Annotated in this window: 22 protein-coding genes and 2 pseudogenes; 17 read left to right on the top strand and 7 right to left on the bottom strand. The window is 36.5% G+C overall.

Annotation, left to right across the window (positions count from 1 at the left end; all coding sequences use genetic code 11):
• The first annotated feature begins 48 nt into the window (after positions 1–48).
• The 4 genes from MHB48_RS11365 to MHB48_RS11350 all read left to right on the top strand — a co-directional run bounded on the left by MHB48_RS11365 (position 49) and on the right by MHB48_RS11350 (position 3,881).
• The gene (locus MHB48_RS11365; protein ID WP_342598197.1) at positions 49–624 is read left to right on the top strand and encodes an SMI1/KNR4 family protein; all 576 of its coding nucleotides are present in this window, start codon (positions 49–51) and stop codon (positions 622–624) included.
• 309 nt (positions 625–933) lie between these two features.
• Entirely contained in the window at positions 934–2,403 is a 1,470-nt protein-coding gene (locus MHB48_RS11360) for an amidase family protein (RefSeq protein ID WP_342598196.1), read from the top strand.
• Between the two features lie 24 nt (positions 2,404–2,427).
• Positions 2,428–2,859 carry a 3-hydroxyacyl-ACP dehydratase FabZ gene (gene fabZ, locus MHB48_RS11355; protein ID WP_342598195.1) on the top strand — a complete coding sequence of 144 codons (432 nt, stop codon included), beginning with the start codon at positions 2,428–2,430 and terminating at the stop codon, positions 2,857–2,859.
• A 146-nt stretch (positions 2,860–3,005) separates the two neighbouring features.
• Complete coding sequence (locus MHB48_RS11350; protein ID WP_342598194.1) at positions 3,006–3,881, top strand: aminoglycoside 6-adenylyltransferase; 876 nt, start codon at positions 3,006–3,008, stop codon at positions 3,879–3,881.
• Positions 3,882–3,931: 50 nt separating this feature from the next.
• Here MHB48_RS11350 and MHB48_RS11345 read toward each other — a convergent pair whose 3' ends face one another.
• Both MHB48_RS11345 and MHB48_RS11340 read right to left on the bottom strand, forming a co-directional pair.
• Complete coding sequence (locus tag MHB48_RS11345; RefSeq protein ID WP_342598193.1) at positions 3,932–4,261, bottom strand: antibiotic biosynthesis monooxygenase; 330 nt, start codon at positions 4,259–4,261, stop codon at positions 3,932–3,934.
• Positions 4,262–4,645: 384 nt separating this feature from the next.
• Positions 4,646–4,795 (bottom strand): aspartyl-phosphate phosphatase Spo0E family protein, encoded by a 150-nt coding sequence (locus MHB48_RS11340; protein ID WP_342598192.1) that lies wholly within the window; start codon positions 4,793–4,795, stop codon positions 4,646–4,648.
• 247 nt (positions 4,796–5,042) lie between these two features.
• Here MHB48_RS11340 and MHB48_RS11335 point away from each other — a divergent pair.
• The 10 genes and pseudogenes from MHB48_RS11335 to MHB48_RS11290 form a co-directional block, all read left to right on the top strand.
• Positions 5,043–5,446: pseudogene (locus MHB48_RS11335) on the top strand (MMPL family transporter); the annotation flags it as partial.
• Between the two features lie 86 nt (positions 5,447–5,532).
• Positions 5,533–6,204 carry a response regulator transcription factor gene (locus MHB48_RS11330; RefSeq protein WP_340921334.1) on the top strand — a complete coding sequence of 224 codons (672 nt, stop codon included), beginning with the start codon at positions 5,533–5,535 and terminating at the stop codon, positions 6,202–6,204.
• Entirely contained in the window at positions 6,201–7,574 is a 1,374-nt protein-coding gene (locus tag MHB48_RS11325; RefSeq protein ID WP_342598191.1) for a HAMP domain-containing sensor histidine kinase, read from the top strand. The genes MHB48_RS11330 and MHB48_RS11325 overlap by 4 nt, the downstream gene beginning before the upstream one ends.
• A gap of 438 nt (positions 7,575–8,012) precedes the next feature.
• A complete protein-coding gene (locus tag MHB48_RS11320) occupies positions 8,013–10,055 on the top strand; it encodes a catalase (protein ID WP_342601360.1) in 2,043 nt (680 codons plus the stop codon).
• 373 nt (positions 10,056–10,428) lie between these two features.
• A complete protein-coding gene (locus tag MHB48_RS11315; RefSeq protein ID WP_342598190.1) occupies positions 10,429–10,827 on the top strand; it encodes a DoxX family protein in 399 nt (132 codons plus the stop codon).
• 433 nt (positions 10,828–11,260) lie between these two features.
• Positions 11,261–12,007, top strand: a complete 747-nt coding sequence (locus MHB48_RS11310; RefSeq protein ID WP_342598189.1) for a GTP cyclohydrolase II — start codon at positions 11,261–11,263, stop codon at positions 12,005–12,007.
• Positions 12,008–12,020: 13 nt separating this feature from the next.
• A complete protein-coding gene (gene ribD / locus MHB48_RS11305) occupies positions 12,021–13,130 on the top strand; it encodes a bifunctional diaminohydroxyphosphoribosylaminopyrimidine deaminase/5-amino-6-(5-phosphoribosylamino)uracil reductase RibD (RefSeq protein ID WP_342598188.1) in 1,110 nt (369 codons plus the stop codon).
• Complete coding sequence (locus MHB48_RS11300) at positions 13,127–14,209, top strand: FAD-dependent monooxygenase (RefSeq protein WP_342598187.1); 1,083 nt, start codon at positions 13,127–13,129, stop codon at positions 14,207–14,209. The genes ribD and MHB48_RS11300 overlap by 4 nt, the downstream gene beginning before the upstream one ends.
• A 17-nt stretch (positions 14,210–14,226) precedes the next feature.
• Positions 14,227–14,790: an HAD family acid phosphatase gene (locus MHB48_RS11295; RefSeq protein WP_342598186.1), complete on the top strand. Its 564-nt coding sequence runs from the start codon at positions 14,227–14,229 to the stop codon at positions 14,788–14,790.
• A 615-nt stretch (positions 14,791–15,405) separates the two neighbouring features.
• Positions 15,406–15,831 (top strand): GNAT family N-acetyltransferase, encoded by a 426-nt coding sequence (locus MHB48_RS11290; RefSeq protein WP_342598185.1) that lies wholly within the window; start codon positions 15,406–15,408, stop codon positions 15,829–15,831.
• Between the two features lie 181 nt (positions 15,832–16,012).
• Here MHB48_RS11290 and MHB48_RS11285 read toward each other — a convergent pair whose 3' ends face one another.
• Positions 16,013–16,798: a hypothetical protein gene (locus MHB48_RS11285; protein ID WP_342598184.1), complete on the bottom strand. Its 786-nt coding sequence runs from the start codon at positions 16,796–16,798 to the stop codon at positions 16,013–16,015.
• Between the two features lie 332 nt (positions 16,799–17,130).
• On the opposite strand from MHB48_RS11285, the gene MHB48_RS11280 reads away from it, so the two are divergent.
• Both MHB48_RS11280 and MHB48_RS11275 read left to right on the top strand, forming a co-directional pair.
• A complete protein-coding gene (locus MHB48_RS11280) occupies positions 17,131–17,877 on the top strand; it encodes an IclR family transcriptional regulator C-terminal domain-containing protein (RefSeq protein WP_342598183.1) in 747 nt (248 codons plus the stop codon).
• Between the two features lie 89 nt (positions 17,878–17,966).
• Complete coding sequence (locus MHB48_RS11275) at positions 17,967–18,509, top strand: NADPH-dependent FMN reductase (RefSeq protein ID WP_340921315.1); 543 nt, start codon at positions 17,967–17,969, stop codon at positions 18,507–18,509.
• A 242-nt stretch (positions 18,510–18,751) separates the two neighbouring features.
• On the opposite strand, the gene MHB48_RS11270 is transcribed toward MHB48_RS11275, so the two are convergent.
• Complete coding sequence (locus MHB48_RS11270; protein WP_342598182.1) at positions 18,752–18,976, bottom strand: hypothetical protein; 225 nt, start codon at positions 18,974–18,976, stop codon at positions 18,752–18,754.
• 471 nt (positions 18,977–19,447) lie between these two features.
• A complete protein-coding gene (locus tag MHB48_RS11265) occupies positions 19,448–19,999 on the bottom strand; it encodes a biotin transporter BioY (RefSeq protein WP_342598181.1) in 552 nt (183 codons plus the stop codon).
• Between the two features lie 556 nt (positions 20,000–20,555).
• Between MHB48_RS11265 and MHB48_RS11260 the strand changes: the two are divergent.
• Positions 20,556–20,715, top strand: a pseudogene (locus tag MHB48_RS11260) (transposase); the annotation flags it as partial.
• A 207-nt stretch (positions 20,716–20,922) separates the two neighbouring features.
• Here MHB48_RS11260 and MHB48_RS11255 read toward each other — a convergent pair.
• Positions 20,923–21,882 (bottom strand): aldolase catalytic domain-containing protein, encoded by a 960-nt coding sequence (locus tag MHB48_RS11255; RefSeq protein ID WP_342598180.1) that lies wholly within the window; start codon positions 21,880–21,882, stop codon positions 20,923–20,925.
• Positions 21,883–22,192: 310 nt separating this feature from the next.
• Positions 22,193–22,774 carry a TetR/AcrR family transcriptional regulator gene (locus MHB48_RS11250; RefSeq protein WP_342598179.1) on the bottom strand — a complete coding sequence of 194 codons (582 nt, stop codon included), beginning with the start codon at positions 22,772–22,774 and terminating at the stop codon, positions 22,193–22,195.
• Positions 22,775–23,458: the final 684 nt, after the last annotated feature.

Raw genomic sequence — 23,458 nt, 5'->3', positions numbered from 1 at the left:
GATTATTCGACCAGAGATAGGAAATAGCTAATATGAGGGAGGGATAGTATGAGCATTAATGAATTTATTAACCAATTCATTGAAAAATATCCTGAGATTGATAGGATAGATGTTGCTACAGATGAAATGATTGCAACACATGAAGAAACACTTGGATATCGACTGCCCGTTTCATTTGTGGAATTTTTGAAGAAATTCTCCAATGGTATATTTTTTTTGGATTGTGAACCCATTGGAGGTGTTAGTGAAGACTCTCCTTGTGGTGATATTTGTAAAGTAGATAGGATTATTCCTGACATTCCGAATGAGGTATTAATCGTAGAAACCAATGAGTGGATAGAATCTGATCGGCTTATTTCCTTCACTACGTTTGATGCTGGAGAAACTTCGAACAACCACTGGGTATTCTTATGCGAAGATGGCGTTCCAGATCATGAATATAGGGTTGGGTTTGTTAGCCAATCTTCAACCAAGATTGTAAAGATTTTAGATAATTTCCAAGAATGGTTGACAATATTATGGGAACATGATCATGAGGACGAGATGACATATCCAGTGTTCCACATACTTTTCCCAACGTTTGAAGAACGTGGTGAAATATTATATGACTGGTGGTTTGATTGAAAAAGCTATTTAATTAAGTTGAAGAGTCACAGACTGTCAAGAAACCACAGATTAGGTTTTCGGAGGAGGAAACAAGAAGGTATTGATAATGTGATATGAAATAACGTCGGTATTACTTCAATAAAGGGTAATGCTTTTTTTATTCCGTTTACGTTACACCAAAACATATGGGGTGGAGTGATTATGCATCGTAGAGGGTTTACTATACATCAATCAATTAAAAGAAAGGAAAGTTGAAAAAGGGATTTTTGAATATTTACAGAATAGTATTTTATAGATCAAAATTTTGCAGTATTGAAGGAGTACTATATGAAAATTAGGTTCAACAATTTTTTTAAAGAAGAATTAACGATTAATGAGATACAAGCAGCTATCCAGAACGGAGAAGTAACCTATAAAGAGTTGGTGATGTATTACCTGGACAGAATAGCAAAGTATGACCAAGACGGTCCGAAGATAAATTCTGTTCTTGAAATAAATCCTGATGCAATTTTTATTGCGGAAGCACTAGATTATGAAAGAAAGAAAAAGGGAATTAGGGGGCCACTACATGGTATTCCTGTTTTTCTTAAAGACAATATTGAAACAAATGATTCCATGCATACCAGTGCAGGAACACTTGCATTAGAAAATCATCTTAGCCATCATGACGCATTTCTTGTGGAAAAACTTCGCGAATCAGGTGCTGTAATTTTAGGTAAGACAAATATGACAGAATTAGCAAATGGCATGTCAACTAAAATGTGGGCAGGCTATAGTTCCAGAGGAGGACAAGTGTTAAATCCATATGGGGATGCTGACCTTTTTGTTGGAGGATCAAGCTCTGGTTCTGCCGTGGCAGTTGCTGCAAATTTTAGCGTATTGTCTGTTGGCACGGAAACGGATGCTTCCATTCTTAGTCCTGCAATTCAAAACTCAGTGGTCGGAATTAAACCTACTGTTGGGTTAATTAGTCGCAAAGGAATTATCCCATTTACATATTCACAAGATACAGCAGGACCTTTTGCAAGAACAGTTACGGACGCAGCAATATTATTAGGTGCTTTAACGGGTGTCGATAAATCCGATCCAGCTACTTACAAAAGCGAGGGTATTTCCAAACAAGATTATACTGTCTTCCTAGATTCTAAGGGATTGAAAGGTGCTAGAATCGGTATATTTAATCAAGCTTCGGAGGAATATTATAACTCAGGAGAATACGATGAAAATCTGTTTAAAGATGTTATTCACACCTTAACTCTAGAAGGATCAGTAATTGTTGACAATATCGAAATACCATCTTTCAATAGGGATTGGAGTTGGGGAGTACCAATTTATGAATTGAAACATAGCTTAGGAAATTACTTATCCCAGTTACCTTCGTACATACCAGTCCATTCTGACACAGAATTAATTCAATTTAATAAACAAAATGAACAGCAAGTCTTAAAATATGGTCAAAATAAGTTGGAGTATAGAGAAAATCTTCCAAACACTTTAAGAAATCCCGAATATTTGAATGCCAAATTAGAAGATTTGTATTTTTCACAGGATATGGGCATTGATTTTACATTAAAAAAGTATGACCTTGATGCGATCATTTTTCCATCTTATATTGGCTCAACCATATGTGCTAAAGCTGGCTACCCATCTATAGCTGTACCTGCTGGTTACATGGAAAGTGGAAGACCATTTGGCATAACATTTGCAGGTACGGCTTTTAGCGAAGGTGTATTAATTAAACTTGCTTACGCTTTTGAACAAGCGACAAACCATCGCAAATGCCCGAAATTTATATAATCATTCCGATAGGAGGTTTTAATATTGTTAGATACTCAACAAATTCAATTTATTATTAGACACCGTTACCCATTCCTTTTATTGGATCGAGTTCTGGAATTAGAAGAAGGAGAACGAGCGGTTGGGATTAAAAATGTGTCAGGAAACGAAGCATTTTTCAATGGACATTTTCCTGGTTATCCAGTGATGCCAGGTGTATTAATTGTAGAGGCGCTCGCTCAAGTAAGTGCAGTTATTATGCTTACAAAAGATGGAAACGAAGGCCGATTAGGGCTTTTAGCTGGAATTGATAATTGTCGCTATAAACAGCAAGTAAAGCCAGGGGATCAACTTCGACTGGAAGTAGAGTTTACTCGTTTAAAAGGACCTATTGGAAAAGGAAGAGGAATAGCAACGGTTGACGGAGCGTTAGTTTGTGAAACAGATTTAATATTTGCATTTGGGAGTAGTATTTAAAAGGTGCATGTAAATCAAGGGAGTATCCAAGAGAACTGTTGAATAGAATAAATAACGTTACTATTCAAGGAGGGATAACTTGCATAATGTTTAAGGCAATCAATAAATTATTATAACTGAACAATTAACTTGAATAGGAGAATCGTATGATCGATTACAAAGAAATGATGAATAGGGTTAGGTTGTGGGGTGAGCAAGAGGATGATATTCGTTCTATTTTCGTTGTTGGATCAATGGCTCGTAGTGATAAACCTGCAGATGAGTGGTCGGATTTGGACTTAGCCATTGTGTCATCTGATGTGGATAAATGGTTGCAGAGTGAAGAGTGGATTAGTCAATTTGGGAATCCTCAGGTCTCTTTTATAGAAGAAAGCCCTGTTGGAAGCTTAATGGAACGACGTGTCATGTTTGAGGGAGGTAATATTGTAGACTTTAATTTCTTGCAACTAGAAATGGCTAAACCATTTTTAGAAAGCGATGAAGTGAGAGATGTAATTGCACGTGGAGTTAAAGTATTACTAGATAAAGATCAGCTTACGGAAGTGTTTCATCATTCTACTTCAGAGACAAAACGGATAGACGATCTAAAGTTTAGTGAATTTAAGAATGACGTAAATGACTTTTGGTTCCATACAGTTTTTATCGCTAAAAAGTTGCGCCGTGGGGAGCTGTTAGTTGCTAAATCTTGCTGCGATGGTTATTTGAAACGCCTGTTATTAAAAAATGTTAAGCTGCAATCAAAGATGAACAAGAGCACGGATCAGCAAAACTGGCATGATGTAAGATTCTTTGAAGACTGGGTAGATGAGGATGTTCTACAAGACTTTGATAAGATTTATGGAACATACGACGAAGAAAGTGTCTGGAAGGCCCTTTTTCAAACGATGGAGCTTTATAGAAAGGTCGCTCAAAAAGTAGCAAATGAACTAAATTATACGTATCCCGAGATATCTGATCAAAGTGCCTCTGCGCTTGTACATGATTATTTCAACGGGAGAACAAACACATTGAAGAATAAATGACACATTTTATGTACAAAAAATGCTTCATGTGAAAGCATGAAGCCCAGAACTTATTTAGTGTTTGTGTAATCTCTCTCTACTTTACAAATCCTAGTTGTATAGGAAGAATACCAGTCTTGTTTGCCTTTTTCTTGAGCCTTTTTGTGAGCTATATTCTCTTTCCATAGCTTAATAGCTTCTAGAGATTCCCAGTAGGAGACTGTTATTCCTAATCCATTCTGTCCTCTTGCACTTTCCACTCCTAAGAATCCTACTTGTTTCGAAGCAAGTTCATCCATTAAATCAGCTGTTATGTTGTAACCTTTGTTATCATTTTCAGTTCTTTGAGAAGTGAAGACCACAGCATAATATGGGGGTTCTGGTGTATTTGCGAAAAACATATTACAATTCCTCCTTTTAGTTGATATTGGTAATTCTATCACATAAATCGTATAAACTTGCGTTACCAAATTATAAAACCGCCCCAAGTAGAGCATATGGGAGCGGTTTTGAAATTCTACAGTTTATTTTATTGGATAAAAGCTGTACATATTGACATCATGTATCCATATTGCTGCATAGTCACCATTTGGATCAGCAAACCATAAATCTGCTGCATTTGCGATTTTTTATTATCCAAGTAATCTGCATAAATAAATGAAGGGAAAATTAAACCATAAGACTATTTTACTTTTAAGCATTTATTACTAAAATGAATAAAACCGATCGAATTCCATTGTGGATTTCGGATCGGTTTTACTATATTAGGACACTTATAATCCTCTTCAATTAAGATTTAGTAACGCATCTAGCTCTTGACTAATTGAGACGACAAGTGGATGAGTGAATCCTAACTTATTCGCCAACTTATACATATTTTTTCTTTTGTTCTCTATTCGAATGTCCAACGCGTTCTCGTTCATTAAACAATGCATAAAACTTCCTCCATGATTTATATTTGGCTTCAATTCTTAAGGAGATTTTCTAGAGGTAGGGAAGCAACGAGTTCATTGTATAATATCTAAAATGCAAAAATTGTCGGATGTTGTAATGGAAGTGAAAATTCATGAATTTGTCACAAATAGAATGATTTAATTTACGTTGATATATTTGGAATGATTCCTCTATTAGTTCAGTTTCAATTTAGGTTACTCTTCTACAATAGGAACTTGTGTAAACTATATAAAAATACTGGTGACAATCTTAGTCTCCTTCATATTAGCGCTTGGACTTGGTCTTTTCCTAGTAGATGTGTTATTTGGATACGAATGCTATAAGTACGCGTGTCCCAGTATACGCATTTATCTTCCTCGTAGCGTTAGGAATAGATTATAATATTATTTTAGTGTCTCGTTTCATAGAAGAACGTAAAAAACTCAAAGTAAAAGAAGCATTAGAAATTGCAATCCATAATACTGGCGGTGTTTCTCTTCTGCTGTGTTAATTTTAGCAGCTACATTTGGGCATTAACGACAATGCCAATTGCAGATCTGTTTGTTTTCGGCTTTATCGTAGATATTGGTATCTTAATGGCTACATTCTTAGTACGTGCTATATTATTACCAGCATTGATTTTATTTCATTGAAAAGATAAAGCTTAATATTAGTAGTAAAGCAGAGGCCTTTTAATAATTGTCTCTGCGTTTCTGTACATTTGGAGAGGCGGATTCATATGAAAATTTTAGTTGTTGATGATGATGTGCATATTCTTCAGCTCATCACGATCCATTTAACAAAAGAAGGCTATCAGGTGTTGGGAGCTACAAATGCGGATGAAGTTTTGATGATTTTGGAGAATCAGTTGCCGGACTTAGCAGTTGTCGATGTGATGATGCCAGGCATGGACGGTATAGAATTAACCACTATTTTGAATAAAGACTATCAAATTCCAGTTCTATTACTAACCGCTAAAGGCGAAATGGAAGATAAAGCAAAAGGCTTTTTAGCTGGTGCAGAGGATTATGTAGTGAAGCCTTTTGAACCGAAAGAGCTTCTATTTCGCGTAGCGGTAATTTTAAGGCGATTTCGAAAAGAATTCACTTCCATCATTGAAGTTGGGAACTTGACGATCAATCGGAATATGTTTGAAATTTCAACTGGTGAGCAATCCGCTGTCATACCGTTAAAAGAATTTGAATTGCTTGCATTATTAGCAAGTCGAGTAGGATATGTCGTGGAACGGGGTACCATCATGGAGCAAATTTGGGGGTACGATTATGAAGGGGACGATCATACTTTGAATACGCATATGAAACGTCTTCGGGAGAAATTACAGCGTTTACATGCAAATGTGGAGATCCAAACGATCCGAGGTCTTGGCTATAAACTAGAGGTGGTATTTTGAAAACCTTATACCGACAATTTATTGTAACTACCATCGGCATTATGGTAATGAGTGCGGGAATTGGTTTTTTGATAACGAATGAGTACTACCATAATGTGACGAAGGAACAAATTGACGCCACAAATGTAACAATTGCTGAGGAAATCACCGATTATATAGAGGCTTCCGACAATTTAGACCTAGATGAATATTTAACCACGATCAGTAATATAGGTTATAAGGTATATATTATTAACGAGTCAGGGTATGAACAGTTTTTCGGGGAGAAGTATAAAGAAAAAAACTTATCTGAAGCTGCAAAGGAAAAGGTTTTAGAAGGGAACATATATCACGGGATGTTAGAATATCCCAAAAAATTTTTTATTACCGGTTTTTTTGCAAATGAATTACGTAATACTGTTGGTCTTCCATTCAAATATAATGGGGAAAATTATGGAATGTTCTTGCGACCGGATATAAACTTGCTTTTTTCGGGAGTGCATACTGTTTTAGCTGGTTTAATAATTTCTATTGCACTTATTAGTCTGATCGCTATGGTATTTGTGGCGAAGCAATTAATCAAACCAATTACGCAATTAACAGAGGCAACCAAACAAATCTCGCGTGAAAACTTTAATTTATTATTGAATATAAATCGTAAAGATGAAATTGGGCAATTAGCTAGAAGCTTTAATCTAATGTCGCATCAACTACAGGAAAATGATCAAGCACGTAAAGAATTTATTAGTAATGTATCACATGATTTTCAATCACCTTTACTGAACATTCAAGGATATGCAGATTTGTTGAAGTCTTCTTCGATTTCAGACACACAACGATTAGCATATACGACGGTGATTGAAGATGAAACGAAGCGTTTATCCAATTTGACCAAACAACTACTTCTTTTAACATCGCTAGATCAATCTTCTCGTACAATCTTAAGAAACGATATAGCTCTAGATCGACAATTAAAGGAAGTCACCGCAAAATATATGTGGCTTATACAAGAGTTAAATATGGATATCTATTATAATTTAAGTCCTATTCACTATTTCGGGAATGAGAGCTTACTTGAAAATGTATGGGAGAACTTATTGTCGAATGCTATCAAGTACAATACAGAAAATGGGTCCATTGATATTTCGCTTTCACAGACGGAAAAGGACATCATGATAATATTTCAAGATTCAGGAATCGGAGTGAAGGAGGATGAATTACCTTATCTGTTTGATCGTTTTTACCGTGCGGATACTTCTCGAACGAAAGAAGGAACAGGACTTGGTCTATCAATAGTTAAAGACATTGTCGAATTACATGGGGGGCAAGTTCAAGTAGAAAGTAAATGGCAGGAAGGCACGACATTCACCGTTATATTACCAGTAAAATAGTAGAGCAAGAGACTAATTCGAACAAGAATCCAGTCTCTTGCTTTTTATTTTTTGGCTATGTTCAATTAGGGTGTAGTTTTTTAGAAGTATAAATCTTGTGACGAAAATCCGCGAGACTCCTGCGGAAAAACGGGCTTCCGAGATCCCAGAGCAGCCTTATAGGAACAAATACTAAGTTCGCCGCATCCATGTGGCAACGGATTCGTGACCAACAATTTGTTGCCCCAACGTGGCTTGGCCGTTCGTTTGTGGAAAGCGAGCGGATTTTTGGCAGGTATCAACATGATTGTTTAACTGAGCCTATTTTTTACAATGTGAATGGAGGTATAAGTTAATCACTGTATTTATACTAAGCACTAACCGAATAACATATAGTATGTGTAGGAAAGTTAAGGCAGGGTGAAAGGGGATTACGTGGACAATTCGACGTCAAACCAAATGAACAATATGGATAAAAACAGTAAGGAACGCCAATTGGAGCAGTTTCGTGTGAACAATGATGGGAAAAAGCTTACAACCAATCAAGGACTCAAGGTATCAAACGATGAGGAATCATTAAAAGCGGGTGTGCGTGGTCCAACATTACTGGAGGACTTCCATCTTCGAGAGAAAATCACTCATTTCGATCATGAGCGAATTCCAGAGCGGGTTGTGCATGCAAGAGGGTACGCAGCTCATGGAGAGTTTGAATTGTATGAATCAATGAAGGAATATACAAAAGCGGGATTTCTTCAGAATCCAGGTTCAAAAACGCCAGTCTTTACAAGATTTTCGAATGTAGTTGGTAGTTTAGGTTCCGTAGACACAGCCCGTGATGTTCGAGGGTTTGCGGTTAAATTTTATACCGAGGAGGGGAACTACGATCTTGTTGGAAACAATATCCCGGTGTTTTTTATCCAGGATGCAGTGAAGTTTCCAGATCTGATTCATGCTGTGAAACCAGAACCGCATAATGAGATACCACAAGCAGCCTCCGCTCATGATACATTCTGGGATTTCGTCGCGAACAATCAGGAGTCAGCCCACATGGTTATGTGGCAAATGTCCGACCGCGCAATTCCGAAAAATTTTCGAGTGATGGAAGGGTTTGGCGTTCACACGTTTCGTTTTGTAAATGCCAAAGGGGTTGCAAGATTTGTAAAGTTTCACTGGAAACCTGTTCTTGGTGTTCATTCGCTTGTATGGGATGAAGCGCAGAAAATTTCGGGGAAAGATGGAGACTTTCAGCGACGCGATTTATGGGAATCCATTGAAGATGGAAATTATCCGGAATATGAACTTGGAGTACAGATGCTTGATCAAGCGGATGAATTCAAGTTCGATTTCGATGTCCTTGATGCCACAAAAATTTGGCCGGAAGAGATTGTTCCGCTAAAAATAATCGGCAAGCTGACACTAAACCGAAATGTCGACAATGTGTTCGCAGAAACAGAGCAAGTAGCTTTCCATCCTGGAAATCTGGTACCTGGCATTGACTTTACGAATGACCCACTGTTGCAAGGGAGATTATTTTCGTATATAGATACACAGCTCCTTCGACTTGGGGGACCTAATTTTACTGAAATCCCGATCAATCGACCTGTTTGTCCGATTCATAACAACCAGCGCAATGGTTTTAGTCGTCAAACAATCAATGTAGGAAAGGTAAGTTATCATAAGAATTCGCTTGCTAATAATACGCCTTCCACAAGCACCGCAGCAGAAGGTGGATTTGTTCATTATGAAGAAAAAGTAGAAGGCCGTGTCATTCAAGCAAGGAGTCCGTCATTCAATGATCACTTTTCACAAGCTAGGCTATTTTGGAACAGTATGTCACCTCCAGAAAAACAGCATATTATTCTTGCATTCTCCTTTGAACTGGGAAAAGTAAATAGTCGTGATGTTCGACAACAAGCAGTAAATATGTTCGTCCACGTGGATAAAGAAATGGCATGCATTATTGCAGATAATATAGGGGTAAAAAGACCAACAGGAGAGCAATCCCAAGTTACCACGTCTTCACCCGCACTTAGTCAGGAAAATACAAGGAAACTTCCGCTTACGTTAAAGGTCGCTGTACTTCTTGGCAATGGTTTTGATGTGGATGAAGTGGAAGAGACTGTAAAAACGTTAAGACGCTATGGAGTACAATACCGAATTGTGGCGGAAAAACTGGGGCTTGTCAGAAGTAAAGATGGATTTAAAGTAAAGGTCAATGAAACCTACCTTACAACAGATCCTGTTCTGTTCGATTCCTTATATGTAGTTGGTGGCACGGCTGTCAATCAAGCTAAACTCAACTCTGATATCATTTACTTTATAAATGAAGCGTACAAACATTATAAACCAATTGGGGTAGCAAACTCGGGTGTGCCATTTTTTAAAGCTTCAAATGCAAAAGCGGGACCAGGAATCGTATTTGCCACAGGAAATCCTGAGTTCGGGAAGACATTTGTGAAAGCAATTGCACAACAACGTTTTTGGGAAAGAGATATTTATTAGAATTGTATTATCTTTAGAAGTCGCTCCAGGATTTGTGGAGCGGCTTTTTATCTAACTTTTAGAAATGCATGTTAATTCTTGTAGTTTCATATAATGAAATAAATTTTCACTTCCTTGCATTTACTTTCGAATGTCCATTACCATAAGTAAATGCCGAGGAGCGCAAATATTTACACAATTATTCTCGATCCTATTGAAACGTCACCTTATCCTTTTTTCAAAAGTTAAGTAGGACAAGGAGTTTGCGAGAAAGTAAAAAATTATGAAGATCTGTTGCACTTTAAGTTACTTTTTGTAATTTAATTTATTGACACAATCAGATTACTAATATACAGTAAGTTACGAAATACAAGTGAAGGGAGATTGAAAAAACATGAACAAACAAGACATAGGGACTTTAATTCTACGCATATTATTTGGCTTTACCTTCTTACTGCATGGTGTAGCGAAATTCCAAGGAGGAATTACGAATACAGTAGGCTTTTTCGAGTCATTAGGGATTCCAGGTTTTATGGCTTATGTTGTTGCTAGTGTTGAATTAGTGGGTGGATTAGCATTAGTACTAGGCTTAGGAACTAGAATTATAGGGGCAACATTTGCAATCATCATGGTTGTAGCCATTGTGACAGTTAAACTTCCTTTAGGATTACTTGGGGAAGGTGTAGCAGCGGGTTATGAACTTGAATTAATTTTCTTCGCAGTATCAGCTTATTTTGTTTTTGCGAATCGATCAGAAATATCACTTGATGCAAAAATTTTCCCAAATAATTAATAAATAGCTAAAGCTGAAACTGTGTGATTAGTTAATCCCTTATACAGAGTTCTTGTATAAGGGATATTTTTTTGAAAAATTACCGATCATCTATGGCTGATTCAGGCTGGTACCATTTGGAGGATCTTGTAAACAGTAAAACTATGTTAAAATGAATGCTATGGTTAAGATTAAATGGAACGAAAGGCCTTTTGATTAGAAGTATTCAAAAGACCTTTCGTTCAAATTTTATTTTTGCATTTTTTTAATTATTTTAAAGGAAAGTAGCTAATTGCAATAGGAGTATATCATTTGACTCTTTTTGCTTGTAATTATATACTAGGTTACGTTATGTAAGTGTTTATTATAAAGAGAATATAATAGAAATAGGAAACAGGTCATTCATCATGAAATGAACACTGTTCACACTATAAGATAGATGGGTGAGAAAAAAATGAAAATATTAAAAGAAACGATAGATATATTACGAGAAAAAATCAAAATAATTGAAACTACTGATCAGGAGAATTTATGTTTAGTAGGTCCAGTTAGAATGCCAATTAAACAAGATGATTTTACTGCTACTTTCAACTGGTATTCTTGGGTAAAGGTCGATAAAATGCTAACAATTGAAGAGTTAGTTGCTTCACTTGCAACGTCCAATTTAGCATTCGGTCAACAGTCGTCTGTTTTAGTATATGGAGACTTTGCGCAAGAGGAGGATGCACTCATTCGTATGCATAGTATTTGTCACACTGGCGATATTTTTGGTAGTCAGCGTTGTGATTGTGGTTATCAGCTTCACGAATCAATGAAAATGATAGCGGATCATGGATGCGGAGCAATCTTTTACTTAGCAGATCACGAAGGGCGAGGTATTGGCTTATTTTCCAAGTCATTGGCTTACCTTTTACAAGAAAATGGTCATGACACGGTAGAAGCGAATCAAGCACTAGGATTTGAGGATGATACACGTTCATACGAGGATGCTATTCGTGTACTAGAAGCGTTAAGAGATAAACCAGTTACGCTAATTACAAATAATCCAAAAAAGCTAGCTGCTTTAAAGGCTCATGGGTTATTAGCGGATCATCACGTACCATTATGGGGCGGGCTTACGGATACAAACCGTTTTTATTTAGAAACAAAAGTCCAAAAGTCAGGACATATTCTAGAAGAATTACCTACTTTAAACGTCTAAGGAGGGAAAAGTGATGAAAACTGATCAAGACTATATGCGCCTAGCACTTGATTTAGCTGAAAGTGCAAAAGGTAAAACAAATCCGAATCCAATCGTAGGGGCTGTCCTTGTAAAAGATGGCGTCATTGTTGGTACTGGGCTACACCGCAAAGCGGGAGAACCGCATGCAGAAGTCCACGCTTTTAATATGGCAGGAGATCATTCAAAAGGTGCCACCCTTTACGTTACGTTAGAACCCTGCTCGCATTTTGGTAAAACACCACCTTGTGCGAACCTTGTGAAGGAATCAGAAGTACGTCGCGTTGTAGTAGCAGTGCAAGACCCAAATCCAGAAGTGGCAGGTAGAGGTATTAAGTTGTTACGAGAAGCAGGAATTGAAGTAGAAGTCGGCGTGTTAGAGGACGAGGCTAAAAGACTCAATGAACGCTTCATTCACAATATGATAACGGGGCGTCCTTTTGTCATTTCGAAATTTGCGATGACGCTAGATGGCAAACTCGCAACACATAAAGGCCATTCCAAATGGATAACAGGTGAAGCAGCTCGAGCGGATGTTCATATGCTTCGCCATGAAGTGGATGCAATTCTAGTCGGCGTGGGAACGGTAATAGCGGATAATCCATCTTTGACGACTAGATTACCAGAAGGCGGAGGGAAAAATCCAATCCGCATTATTCTAGATAGTGAATTACGCACACCATTAGATGCCAATGTCATGCAAACTGAAGTTGCTGAGACGATTATTGTGACAAGTCTAGAAGCCGATACAGAGAAGGTCAAGTTGTATAAAGCAAAAGGCGTTTCGTTAATAAATGTATCAAGAGCAGAAAATGGCTTAAATTTACAAGAAATGCTTGAAAAACTATATAAACGTGGAATTACAGATGTGCTCGTGGAAGGTGGAGGTGCAGTCAATGCCTCTTTCTTACGAGCTAATTTAATCGATAAGTACTTTATATATATGGCACCGAAAGTATTGGGCGGTCGTAATTCTGTCACACCATTTACAGGTAAAGATGTTGATACAATAGATGCTGCCATGCTTGTATCTTTTGCAGAAATTGAAAAGTTTGGGGAAGACATTCGGATTACAGCGTATCCAAAGCAAGGTGATCAGCAGTGAATGTGAAAGTAGATGTATGTATCGTTGGAGCTGGACCAGGAGGTGCACTCTTAGCGTATTTACTTGCAAAGAAAAACGTTTCCGTTATGCTTCTGGAGCGAACTCAAGATATTGGAAAAGCATTTCGCGGAGAGCATTTAAACGAAGAAGGCGAAGCTGTTTTAAAAAAACACGGTCTTTTTGATGCAATTGAGCAATTAGGGTTGTTACGTATGGAGCAACTTGAATATTGGCATGCAGGAAAGCTATTTAAAACCATTTTACCAGATCCAAAAGTAGGTCATCTAGGCATCCACGTACCACAAGCACATTTATTAACAGTGCTGATACAGGCAGCAGAGGAATATCCGAACTTAACTTGTCTGATGAATACTAGAGTAGTAGAGTTATTAAAAGATGAATCAGGATATTTTTGTGGTGTCAAAGCAGTACAAGATGGGCAAGAAATGGTGATTGAAAGTCAACTTATTATCGGTGCAGATGGTCGTTATTCAACTGTACGAAAAAAAGCAGAAATTGATGTCACTATTCGTAAGCATGGCTATGATTTACTTTGGGCTAGAATTCCAGCACCACACGACTGGGAGCCATCTATTAAAATGGCGCTTATAGGTGATAAACAGCTTTCTCTATTTACACAAGCAAAAGGCTTTATACAAATCGGTTGGAATATTGAAGAAGGCTCGTATCCAACATTGCGTAAGGAGCCGTTTACTCCGTTTATTGAGCAATTGGTGGAAGCATTTCCTCAACTTAAAGAAACCGTTCATCAACATATTCAATCATGGCAGGATTTTGTACTGTTAGATGTGTACAGTTCTACGAGCGAAAGCTGGGGCAAGGACGGCGTTGCGTTACTAGGGGATGCAGTCCACACGATGACACCAACAGGGGCTTTCGGATTAAATAGCGCATTAACAGATGCAGATTGTTTAGCTGCTCTAATTGATAAAGATTATATATCACAATTTAGTTTTATTGATTGTGCGTCTAGAAGAAAAAAAGAAGTAGAAAAGATTCAAGCGATTCAAATTGAAAAAGAGCAGTCTTTTGCGTCACAATTTGTCGTAATGGCTTAAAGAGTAGGAGAATTTACGTGAAATTTGGTTTTGATATTGACGATACGTTAATCAATTTAAGAGAGTATGCCTTCCATTTATACAATAAAAAATTAAATCAAAGTATTGCTTTAGACGTGTTCCAAAGTTTAAAAACTGTTGAAATCCATGAAGCATTTGGACTTGAAAAAGAAGTTGGAAATAAAATGTGGACTGACTCGATGGAAGAGATTTACTTTACGGATTGCCCAGCATTTGAAGGGGCAATTGAAACGTTGCAGCAATTAAAAAAAGACGGACATGAGATCTTTTATATTACATCACGTCCTAAAAAATACTGCACGCAAACGCGCGAATGGATGAAAGCTCAAGGATTCCCAGTGGAAGATAACCATTTCTACTGTGGCATGCAAGATAATGAAAAAATTGCAACAATTAAAGAACTAGCATTAGATTACTATTTTGATGATAAACCAGCAGTTCTTGAAACTTTAAGTGATGTTACAACGAAAGTATACATTATGGACCAATCGTATAATCAGCATGTAGATCTACCACGGATGAAGCATTGGTCAGAACTTGAAAAAATCATGATAAAGTAAAGTCCATATTTAAATGAAGTCGCTCCAGGCAGTTATTGGAGCGGCTTTTTTTTATTTTGGAGAAAAAGATCGATTCAATACTACTGTTGGTTTTCGTTACAGGCGGCGCTTTCCGCGGGGTTAGCGATGAGCCATCACCTAAAAAGTGAGAAATGTAATATTCCCACAGAGTGTTTAAAAAGGAACGAAGGCTAAGAGCGCCACCTTCCACTACAATCAAGTAAATGTTTTCAAATCAATCATAAAAGAAAGGACAACTAAAATGAAAAGAGAGGCTGGTCGTGACGTCAGTCCCGACCAGCCTCTCTTAAAAATCAATCGGTAATGATATAGCAATAAGACTGTCCAAAGACCTCCGAAAACAATACAAAACAGGTTTTGTACTCGAGGGCGCTTGCACTTTTCTTAGGGTTAGTTGACGCTTCCAATACCATCGAAAATCAACTTATCGAACAATCAAAGGCGAAAGCTATTTGAAAACAACAAGTTTGGCTTGTTGTACGGATATCTAATAACCCGCTCTTAAATATATAGAAAATGTGGGTTATTATGGTATTCTTTAAATGTAGATACTATTTTTGCACAAGAATATTTGATAATAGAGGAGTACTAATTATGAACTTTCACATTACAAAAGATCCAGATAAAGAAGCTAGTAACTATATAAATAACGAGTTGTATCAATATAATTTAAAACATTTTCCAACAGATTTAAAAGGTAGGTATAAGGAAATAAAACTGTTCTTAAGAGATGAAAACAACATTGTTCGAGGTGGAATAATAGGGGAAGTGTGTTGGAACTGGTTAGAAATTCAAGTTTTCATGGTAGATGAGGATTTGCGAAAATTAGGGCTTGGTACAAAGTTGTTATTTGAAGCGGAACAAATTGCAAGAGAAAGCCAGTGTGATTTCATCAAGCTCGATACACTTAGTTTTCAGGCGTTAGGATTCTACGAAAAACATGGCTACGAAGTATATGGCTGTATTGAGAACGTCGGCAGAGATCATAAGCACTATTACATGAAAAAGGACTTGAATTAGCAAACTTGATTTATAGTTATAGGAAACGAGCCCAATTCATATGCGAATTTGGGCTCGTTTTGTTTGTTAATTTAGAATTTGTACCACTCAACTGAACGGGTTAGGAATGATATGGTTCTCTTAAAATAAATACAGCAAATAGTTCCTACAAAACACTTATTTCTAGCTTATCAGTAACATCTTATTGATCTATTTTGTTTTTTACCTTTTGAATATTTGCAATGGAGTATTTCTGAAGCTTTACCATTTTTTCTTCTAAAAAGCTTGTTCTTTCAAACAAAATGAAACGAATATTATCTAGTTGCCGCATTATTTTTTCCATTAATCCTTCTTGATTATCTACCCGGTTACTTAATTCTTTTTGAGTCTCTTCTATATTACTAATTTGATCTGCCATTGTTTGATGAAGAGAATGTTGTTCCTCTATTTTTAAAATCATGTCTTCATTAGTTAAACCAACTTGTTCTAATCGATTAAGTACCTCCTCATTTCCCACTAAAAATTGATCCATACGATTAGCAACTTCCTCAGTTGTCACTTCCACTTGATTCAATTGATTGACGATTTTCCCATAAGAATGACTGATACTTTCTACTTGAGTAACTAAGTCTTTTTTTCCTCGCTTTTCATTCATCATAATCATTTGAAGTTTCTTATTTTGGTTCTCTAGTTTTTCTAACCAATCTATTACTAGGTGTTCCATTTTTTCATGTTGAGCATTAAGTTCTTTTAACTCACTTAAACGTCCTTTTATTTCATTCCATTGTCTCGATTGTCGGCGGTCAAAGTTATATTGTGCATTTCTTATACCATTAATCGCTACATGAAATGACTTATTGGATGCCTGTTGCTCCTTTACAAGCTCCGACAAATAGTCACTACGACACTCGACTTGATTTACAGCGTTAAGTTCACCGGTATTTTTAAATACTGTCGGGTGTTGACTTTCATTAATGAACAATCCCATCGGTGTTCCCCCTTATAATTTACTCTCCTGTATACTATGCTTAGAATAAAAAGTGTTCATTCCTTTGGGGGCAAAAATACAAATATTGAAAAGAATTCTAGATCGTATCGTATAATTAATAACAATAAATACACTTTCGTTAACATGCAATATTACTAGGGAACCAGTAACTTTCAAAATCTGATTTTACTTTTGTGGTCTAATCTTATTAGCAAAAAGTCTCAACTTGTCGTTTGTCCTGTTTTTTTGTTTCGCATAATGAAACATTTGCTGCTTTTTTTGCAATATACTTAGAGAATTTATTATAATACTTTATGAGTTGAGGTGATGAGATGAGCCAATATGAAGTGACCACGTTAAAAAAAGGATTACAAATTATTGAGTTGTTAAAAGAACAAAACGGTTTATCATTAACAGAAATTACAAAGCACTTAGAACTGAGTAAAACAACAGCATTTCGGATGCTAGCGACGTTAGAGGAAATGGGCTATGTTCAAAAATTTCAAAGCCGTTTTGAAATTAATCATAAAATGTTTTGTGAGCATTTTGAACGACGTATCGCATTAGACTGGGTTTCTTTAACGACACCTTATAAAGTAGCGAAGGAAATTGGAGAAAGTTTGTACATAGGGAAAATGGACGGTACAAATTTAGTGACGGTACATGCTGTACTAGCACCATATAAAGAGCCTGCTCGAGAAGAGATTGGCAACCGTTCATTTATCCATCAATCAGCTTTAGGGAAAATCATTTTAGCCAACCTACCATCTAAAACTCAATCAGACATATTACGAAAGTTGAACTTTACCAAAGCGACAGATCATGCATTTGAAGACGCTCATTTATTTGTCCATCATTTAAATGTTATTCAAAAACAAGGCTATGCCTTTGACGATGAAGAACGTATTGTAGGCATTCGGTGCATAGCTGTGCCCTTATTCTTAGAAGGAGAAATAATTGCTTCCATAGCAATTGCCGCACCAGCTGTACGAATTACGAAAGGTAAAAGATCAAAAATTTATTTAAAGCTAATGGAAGGAAGCGAAAAGATTACAAGAGAAATCGAATCGCTTAGATAGAAGCTGAAATGATTTTTTATCACAGACCAATCAACGTTTTGATTTTTGCTAAATTGTAAAGTCATTTTCAACAATAGGAGGAAACACACATGAAAGTAGTAGCAATAGTAGGAAGTATCCGTAAAGATTCATATAATTTAAAATTAGCACAACACGTACAAAACCGTTACGCAGATAAATTTGAGCTTGAAATTTTAAGCTTACGTGGAATACCAATGTACGATCAAGATATCGAATTAGATGCACCACAAATTGTACTTGACTTTAAAGCAAGAGTAAAGGCAGCTGACGCTGTTCTTTGGGTAACACCAGAGTACAATTCAACAATTCCAGGGGTACTAGGCAACGCAATTGACTGGATGTCTCGCGTGGACCGATCAGTAAATGGTAAACCATCGATGATCATGGGTGCTTCAATGGGTGCAATGGGTACAGTAAAAGCACAAATGCACTTACGTGATATTCTTTTCGCAAGTGGCTTAAACTCACCATTACTTCCAATGAATGAAGTATATGTTGGTGCAGCTCATACGAAATTTGATGAAGAAGGTAATCTTACAGACCAAGCAACTGTTGAGTTTTTAGATAAAGTAATTGAAAACTTCCTTAACTGGATGAAAACATTCGCTTAATATCGTGGAAACCTTATGTACCTATTGCATAAGGTTTTTTTATATAAAGGATTAAATAATTCGGGCTAGTTGAAAGTCCAGAATTTGCTCAGTGGCATGAAATGGGGAAGGCGAGGATACGCATACAGCAGGAATGGAAAGTTTCCTCCCATTAGTATGGAAAAAAAGTAACAATGGGCGGAGATAATAAAAAAGACTTGTCCTCAAAAAGGCAAGTCTTTTAAATTTGCTTATTATAAGCACTATCTCTTTTTCTTCTTACCAAGGTCTTTCGCGGCAGCTAGATTTTTAACAACTATTTTTTCAAACTCTACATGTACATGATAGATGTTTTCTTCCATCATCTTCACGCTAATAACTTTTCCTTTACGACCTTTAATTTTTAATTCCTCTTCGACAGAAGGAATACGTCTCAAAGCTTGAATTAGTAATCTAGTATTATTTTCAAAAAAATGAATGGCAAACATTTTCTTATCCCCCTAATTCTCTATATTTAATTCCTAAAAGTTAGAATCTACTCATTTTATGATTATCATGGAGATATAGAACTTTAGAAAAATAAATAAGAGAGTAAGAGTATAAGAAATATGATTAAAATTGTTATAAAACACATAAGTACTTTATAGGACTTAAAGAGAGAAAAGATTAAGGCTCAAAGCACCAATCGTAGTTATGGTAGGCTGTTTGTATTCTCCAGGATAAGAAAAACGCAAATGTGAGTTGTTGGAAATTGTGTATAACACAAGAGATTTTCTATGTCCAGCTGATAGAGTTAAGTTTATTAGTTGTAAAGTGATTTTATGTTTATGTTTACTGTTGGTTACTACTAAGCTTAAATTTGTATTTTGTATTCAAAAAAATCGTTGGCTTCGATACCCGTGTGAGCAATAATATTGAACCTCTAATAGTACTTGTTCTTAGTAATTGGCATTTATCATTTACGCCGTTACTTCAATTAAATGCGCTGTTTCTAATCGGCGACGTACGACAACGCCAAGATATGCAGCTAGTACTGCTTTTAATATACCTACGATAATAAACGGTGCTGCGCCACCCATAAATGCTGCAGTCCACGTTAAGTCAGCTGCGATTTTTAACCAGGCTGTTCCGAGTGCTAATGTTACTATCATACCAATAATATTTGCTACAATAGCATGTGGAATTGTGATACCAAATTTTTTCATGTAAAGACCCATTATTATTGCTGATGGCAAGAAGCCTACAATATAGCCGCCTGTTGGTCCAACCACGACCCCTAACCCGCCAGACATGCCACTGAATACTGGCATCCCAACTGCGCCTAGTAATATATATAATAATACCGATAATGTTCCTAATCTTGTGCCTAAAATTGTCACGATTAAACCGATTGCTAATGTTTGCCCTGTAATTGGTACGAGTGGTAACGGAATCGTCACCTGCGCGAGAATTGCGATAATCGCTGCACCAATTGCAGCTAATAAATATTGATATGTATTTCCCTTTTTCAAAATGAACTGCCTCCCCTTGTTGTGTTAACCAAAATATTTTATTGGTTAACATGAAGATAAAGCAATTTAATAAGATTGTCAATCAGCTTTATGTTTTCAACCTGTAAAGAAATTTGTATGGCCTTTTATTTTTAACAATAATAGATAGTGTTTCCGATGTTGCAAATAAACTAAAACTCAGACCATGACATCCCCGTTGTAGGCTAATTAATATCTATCTCAAGGGATCCTTTTCCAGAAAGAAAGGCTCCCTTTAAAGGGGAGAGGGAGCATTTCTTGTGTAGAATAGGATATCTCAACAAAATATTTCAATAAAGAAAAAAGTATCCCCTATCATTAGGAGGCAGCTGAAAAAGTCTATTAATCATCTCTTAGCGAGTTCTTGAATAAATAAAACATCTAGGAGATTCCGTTGCAGGCGGACGCTTTCCGCGGGCGGTCCGTGAGCCTCCTCGTCGCAAGCTCCTGCGGGGTCTCACTTGGACACGCTTTTCCCGCTGGAGTCGCCGCCTTCCACTACAAGCACCATAAAATGGACGCGATGCGATTCCATCGGATTCGCATGTTCAAATATCTATTATTGAAAGCGATTAGATGTGGATGTGATAGAGCGTTCGAAATATGATAAGTTGTTTAAATATTTCTTAGAGATGGCTCCAAAAGATCCAGTCATTGATGCCAGTTCATTAACGAAATTCCGTCGCCTTCCACTGCAAGGTGCCACAACGATAACCGCCGTCAATCTGAAACGGATTATGAAATTATTGAACGGAAAAGAGGGGAAATAGACAAAAGAAATCCGGCACTTCCTGTTCAAACTAGAACAAGAAGTGCCGAATTTTTGTTTAAATAGAATTTACAGTTATAAAAACGTAAGTTTTTCAGTGGCCTCTATCAATAGAAGGTATCTTAAGTAATCTAACCTATTTCGACGCTGGAGCTATAGTTGCTTCCGGTGTTGTTACCTTATCATAAAAATCTACGAAATTATCGCGTTCTTCGCTATTACGGTAAGCCATAGCAACACGTGGATGTTCATTAAGTACACCTGAGATCATGTAAGGGATAATGTAACCCCATTCCCAATTTTGTCGCATTTCTAACATATGCTTTTCAATGACACCAAGAACTGGCTTAATCTCATAACTAGGTTTTTGTATATAGCTAACGAGTAGTTCTGTGTGACAATTACCAGCTGCACGCCCCATACCATAGACAGAAGAATCAAGGAAACTAACCCCATTTCGCATCGCTGTTAATGTATTTGCGAACGCTAATTGCATATTATTATGCGTATGAATACCAAGCTGTTTGTTAGGAAGCATTGCTTGGAATTTTTTTACTTGATGCTCAATATTTAGAGGATCTAAACTTCCGAAAGAGTCAACGATATATACAACATCTACAGGACTTTCCAGCACCATTTCAAACGCTTCCTTAAGCTGATGTTCAGGTACATTAGATAAAGCCATAATGTTAAGGGAAGTCTCATAGCCCAAATCATGAAACATTTTGACAAGCTCCAAGCCTTTATCTACTTCGCGGATATAGCACGCCACTCGAATCATATCTAAAACACTTTGCTCACGTGGTAGAATGTCATTTGGATCTACACGCCCAATATCTACTAGAGCAGATAGCTTCGTGAACTTTTTCTCAGGGATAATCTCTTTCAGGAAGTTATCGTCAAGAAATCTCCATGGATTAGGTTCAGTCGCTTTAAGAAGCTTAGGTGAATTTTTATAGCCAATCTCCATGTATTCAACACCAGCTGCACTTAGGCCATTATACAAGTCTTGAACAAATTCGACGCTGAAATCCCAATTGTTAACCAAACCTCCATCACGAATGGTACAGTCTATTATTTTGCTATTATGTTCCATAGTAGGCATTTCCTCCAGTTATTGATATTATTACTTACTTCTACGAAGCGGCTACTAATATTCGTTAGAATATTAGAAGTAATAATAATATTGCAATTTGATTTAATTTAAATAGTATGGCACATTTTACGAAAAAATATAAATACTATTTTACGCAACTTTTGCATAACGATTTTGTTATATTGTGTAAGAAGAAGGGGGAGAAGTAATGTTTTTTCGATATTACATCTCTCATTGTGTCTAAAATGTGGACGTATGTACTGGTAGCAACTAAAAAAATCTTGAAATATAGAAATTTTTTTTGATTATTTTAAACAGACTGGCTACCTTGTTCACACGACTTTAATAAATTCGGTAATAGTTTGGCAATCGTTTTTAATGGATCTGTTGATTTTTGCGTTAAACAAAGCATCATCGCACCTTCAATCAAAGCAGTCATCATCAAAGAAATAGCGGAAGCTGATTCATTTGAAAAGCCTTCTGATAGAAGTTTCGCACAGTAAATATATTGAATGTTTTCATATAGCGCACTACAAGCATTGCGGACAGGTTCACTCATCGTGGCCATTTCACTGACAATGCTGCTAAATGTATAGCCAGTAATGGTACCGTCTTTTTCAAATTTGTGAATTAATGTATCAATCATTGATAGAGTGGCATCTTTAGTCGATAGATGCCTACTGAAAATAGCTTCGATATCTGTGGTAATAGCTTCGTTTAATCCCTGTAAACACGTAATTAACAGTTCTTCTTTTCCATTTGGAAAATGGTGATAAAGGGCTCCTTTAGTAACGTTACATGCTTTTAAGATTTCATTGAGTCCTATACTTTTGTAGCCTTTTTGCTGAAAAAGCATTGTAGCAGTATCAATCAATAGCAATTTTGTATCCATATTTGATGTATTTCTCCTAACATACCAACAGGTCTGTTTGTTAGAATAACAAATTTTAACCTGTATTATAGTTTTTTATTTTTTAAATCAAATCTTTCCCAAATTTAGATGGTAATGAAGATTCTTTATTTGAAGGAGTTCATTCCAAACTTCGTTGAACCCTGCAGATTGAAATAGCTTATTGACCGTGTTTTTATATTCGTCATATCCTGCAGGGGGTATAAATGATTCTGAAGCCACTTCCTCTATATCAATAGTTGTTCTATTGGCAAATCGGTGATTTTTCGGATTAACTAACACAATTTCTTCTTACATTAATACGCAACTCTCAATTGCTTCATCTTCTATTGGAGGTCCTGCAATTCCTAAATCAATTTCCCCCCTTTTTCAGATAACACTTCTTGTTCCAAAGCGATTGTTGAATAGATGCAGCTGGATTTAGAAAGAAATCTAGGATTTGAGATAGAGATCTTGATTCTTTTATGTACTTCGTTATATCTATTTTGTATATCCGTTTTTGCATTTTCGATTTCAGAAGAAATAGGTATTCACATGCTTTAGCATGATTTTTCCTGAATCATTTATACGATGAGATCAATTTAGAAAGTTGGCTCTATAGTAGGGAACTCATGGACTCATATAATACACTTTAAGCATATACATAAGTAAAGGGACGCTTGAAAT

The organism is Psychrobacillus sp. FSL H8-0483 (assembly GCF_038637725.1).
Taxonomy (GTDB): domain Bacteria; phylum Bacillota; class Bacilli; order Bacillales_A; family Planococcaceae; genus Psychrobacillus.
This window is presented reverse-complemented; position numbering and strand designations above follow the sequence as displayed.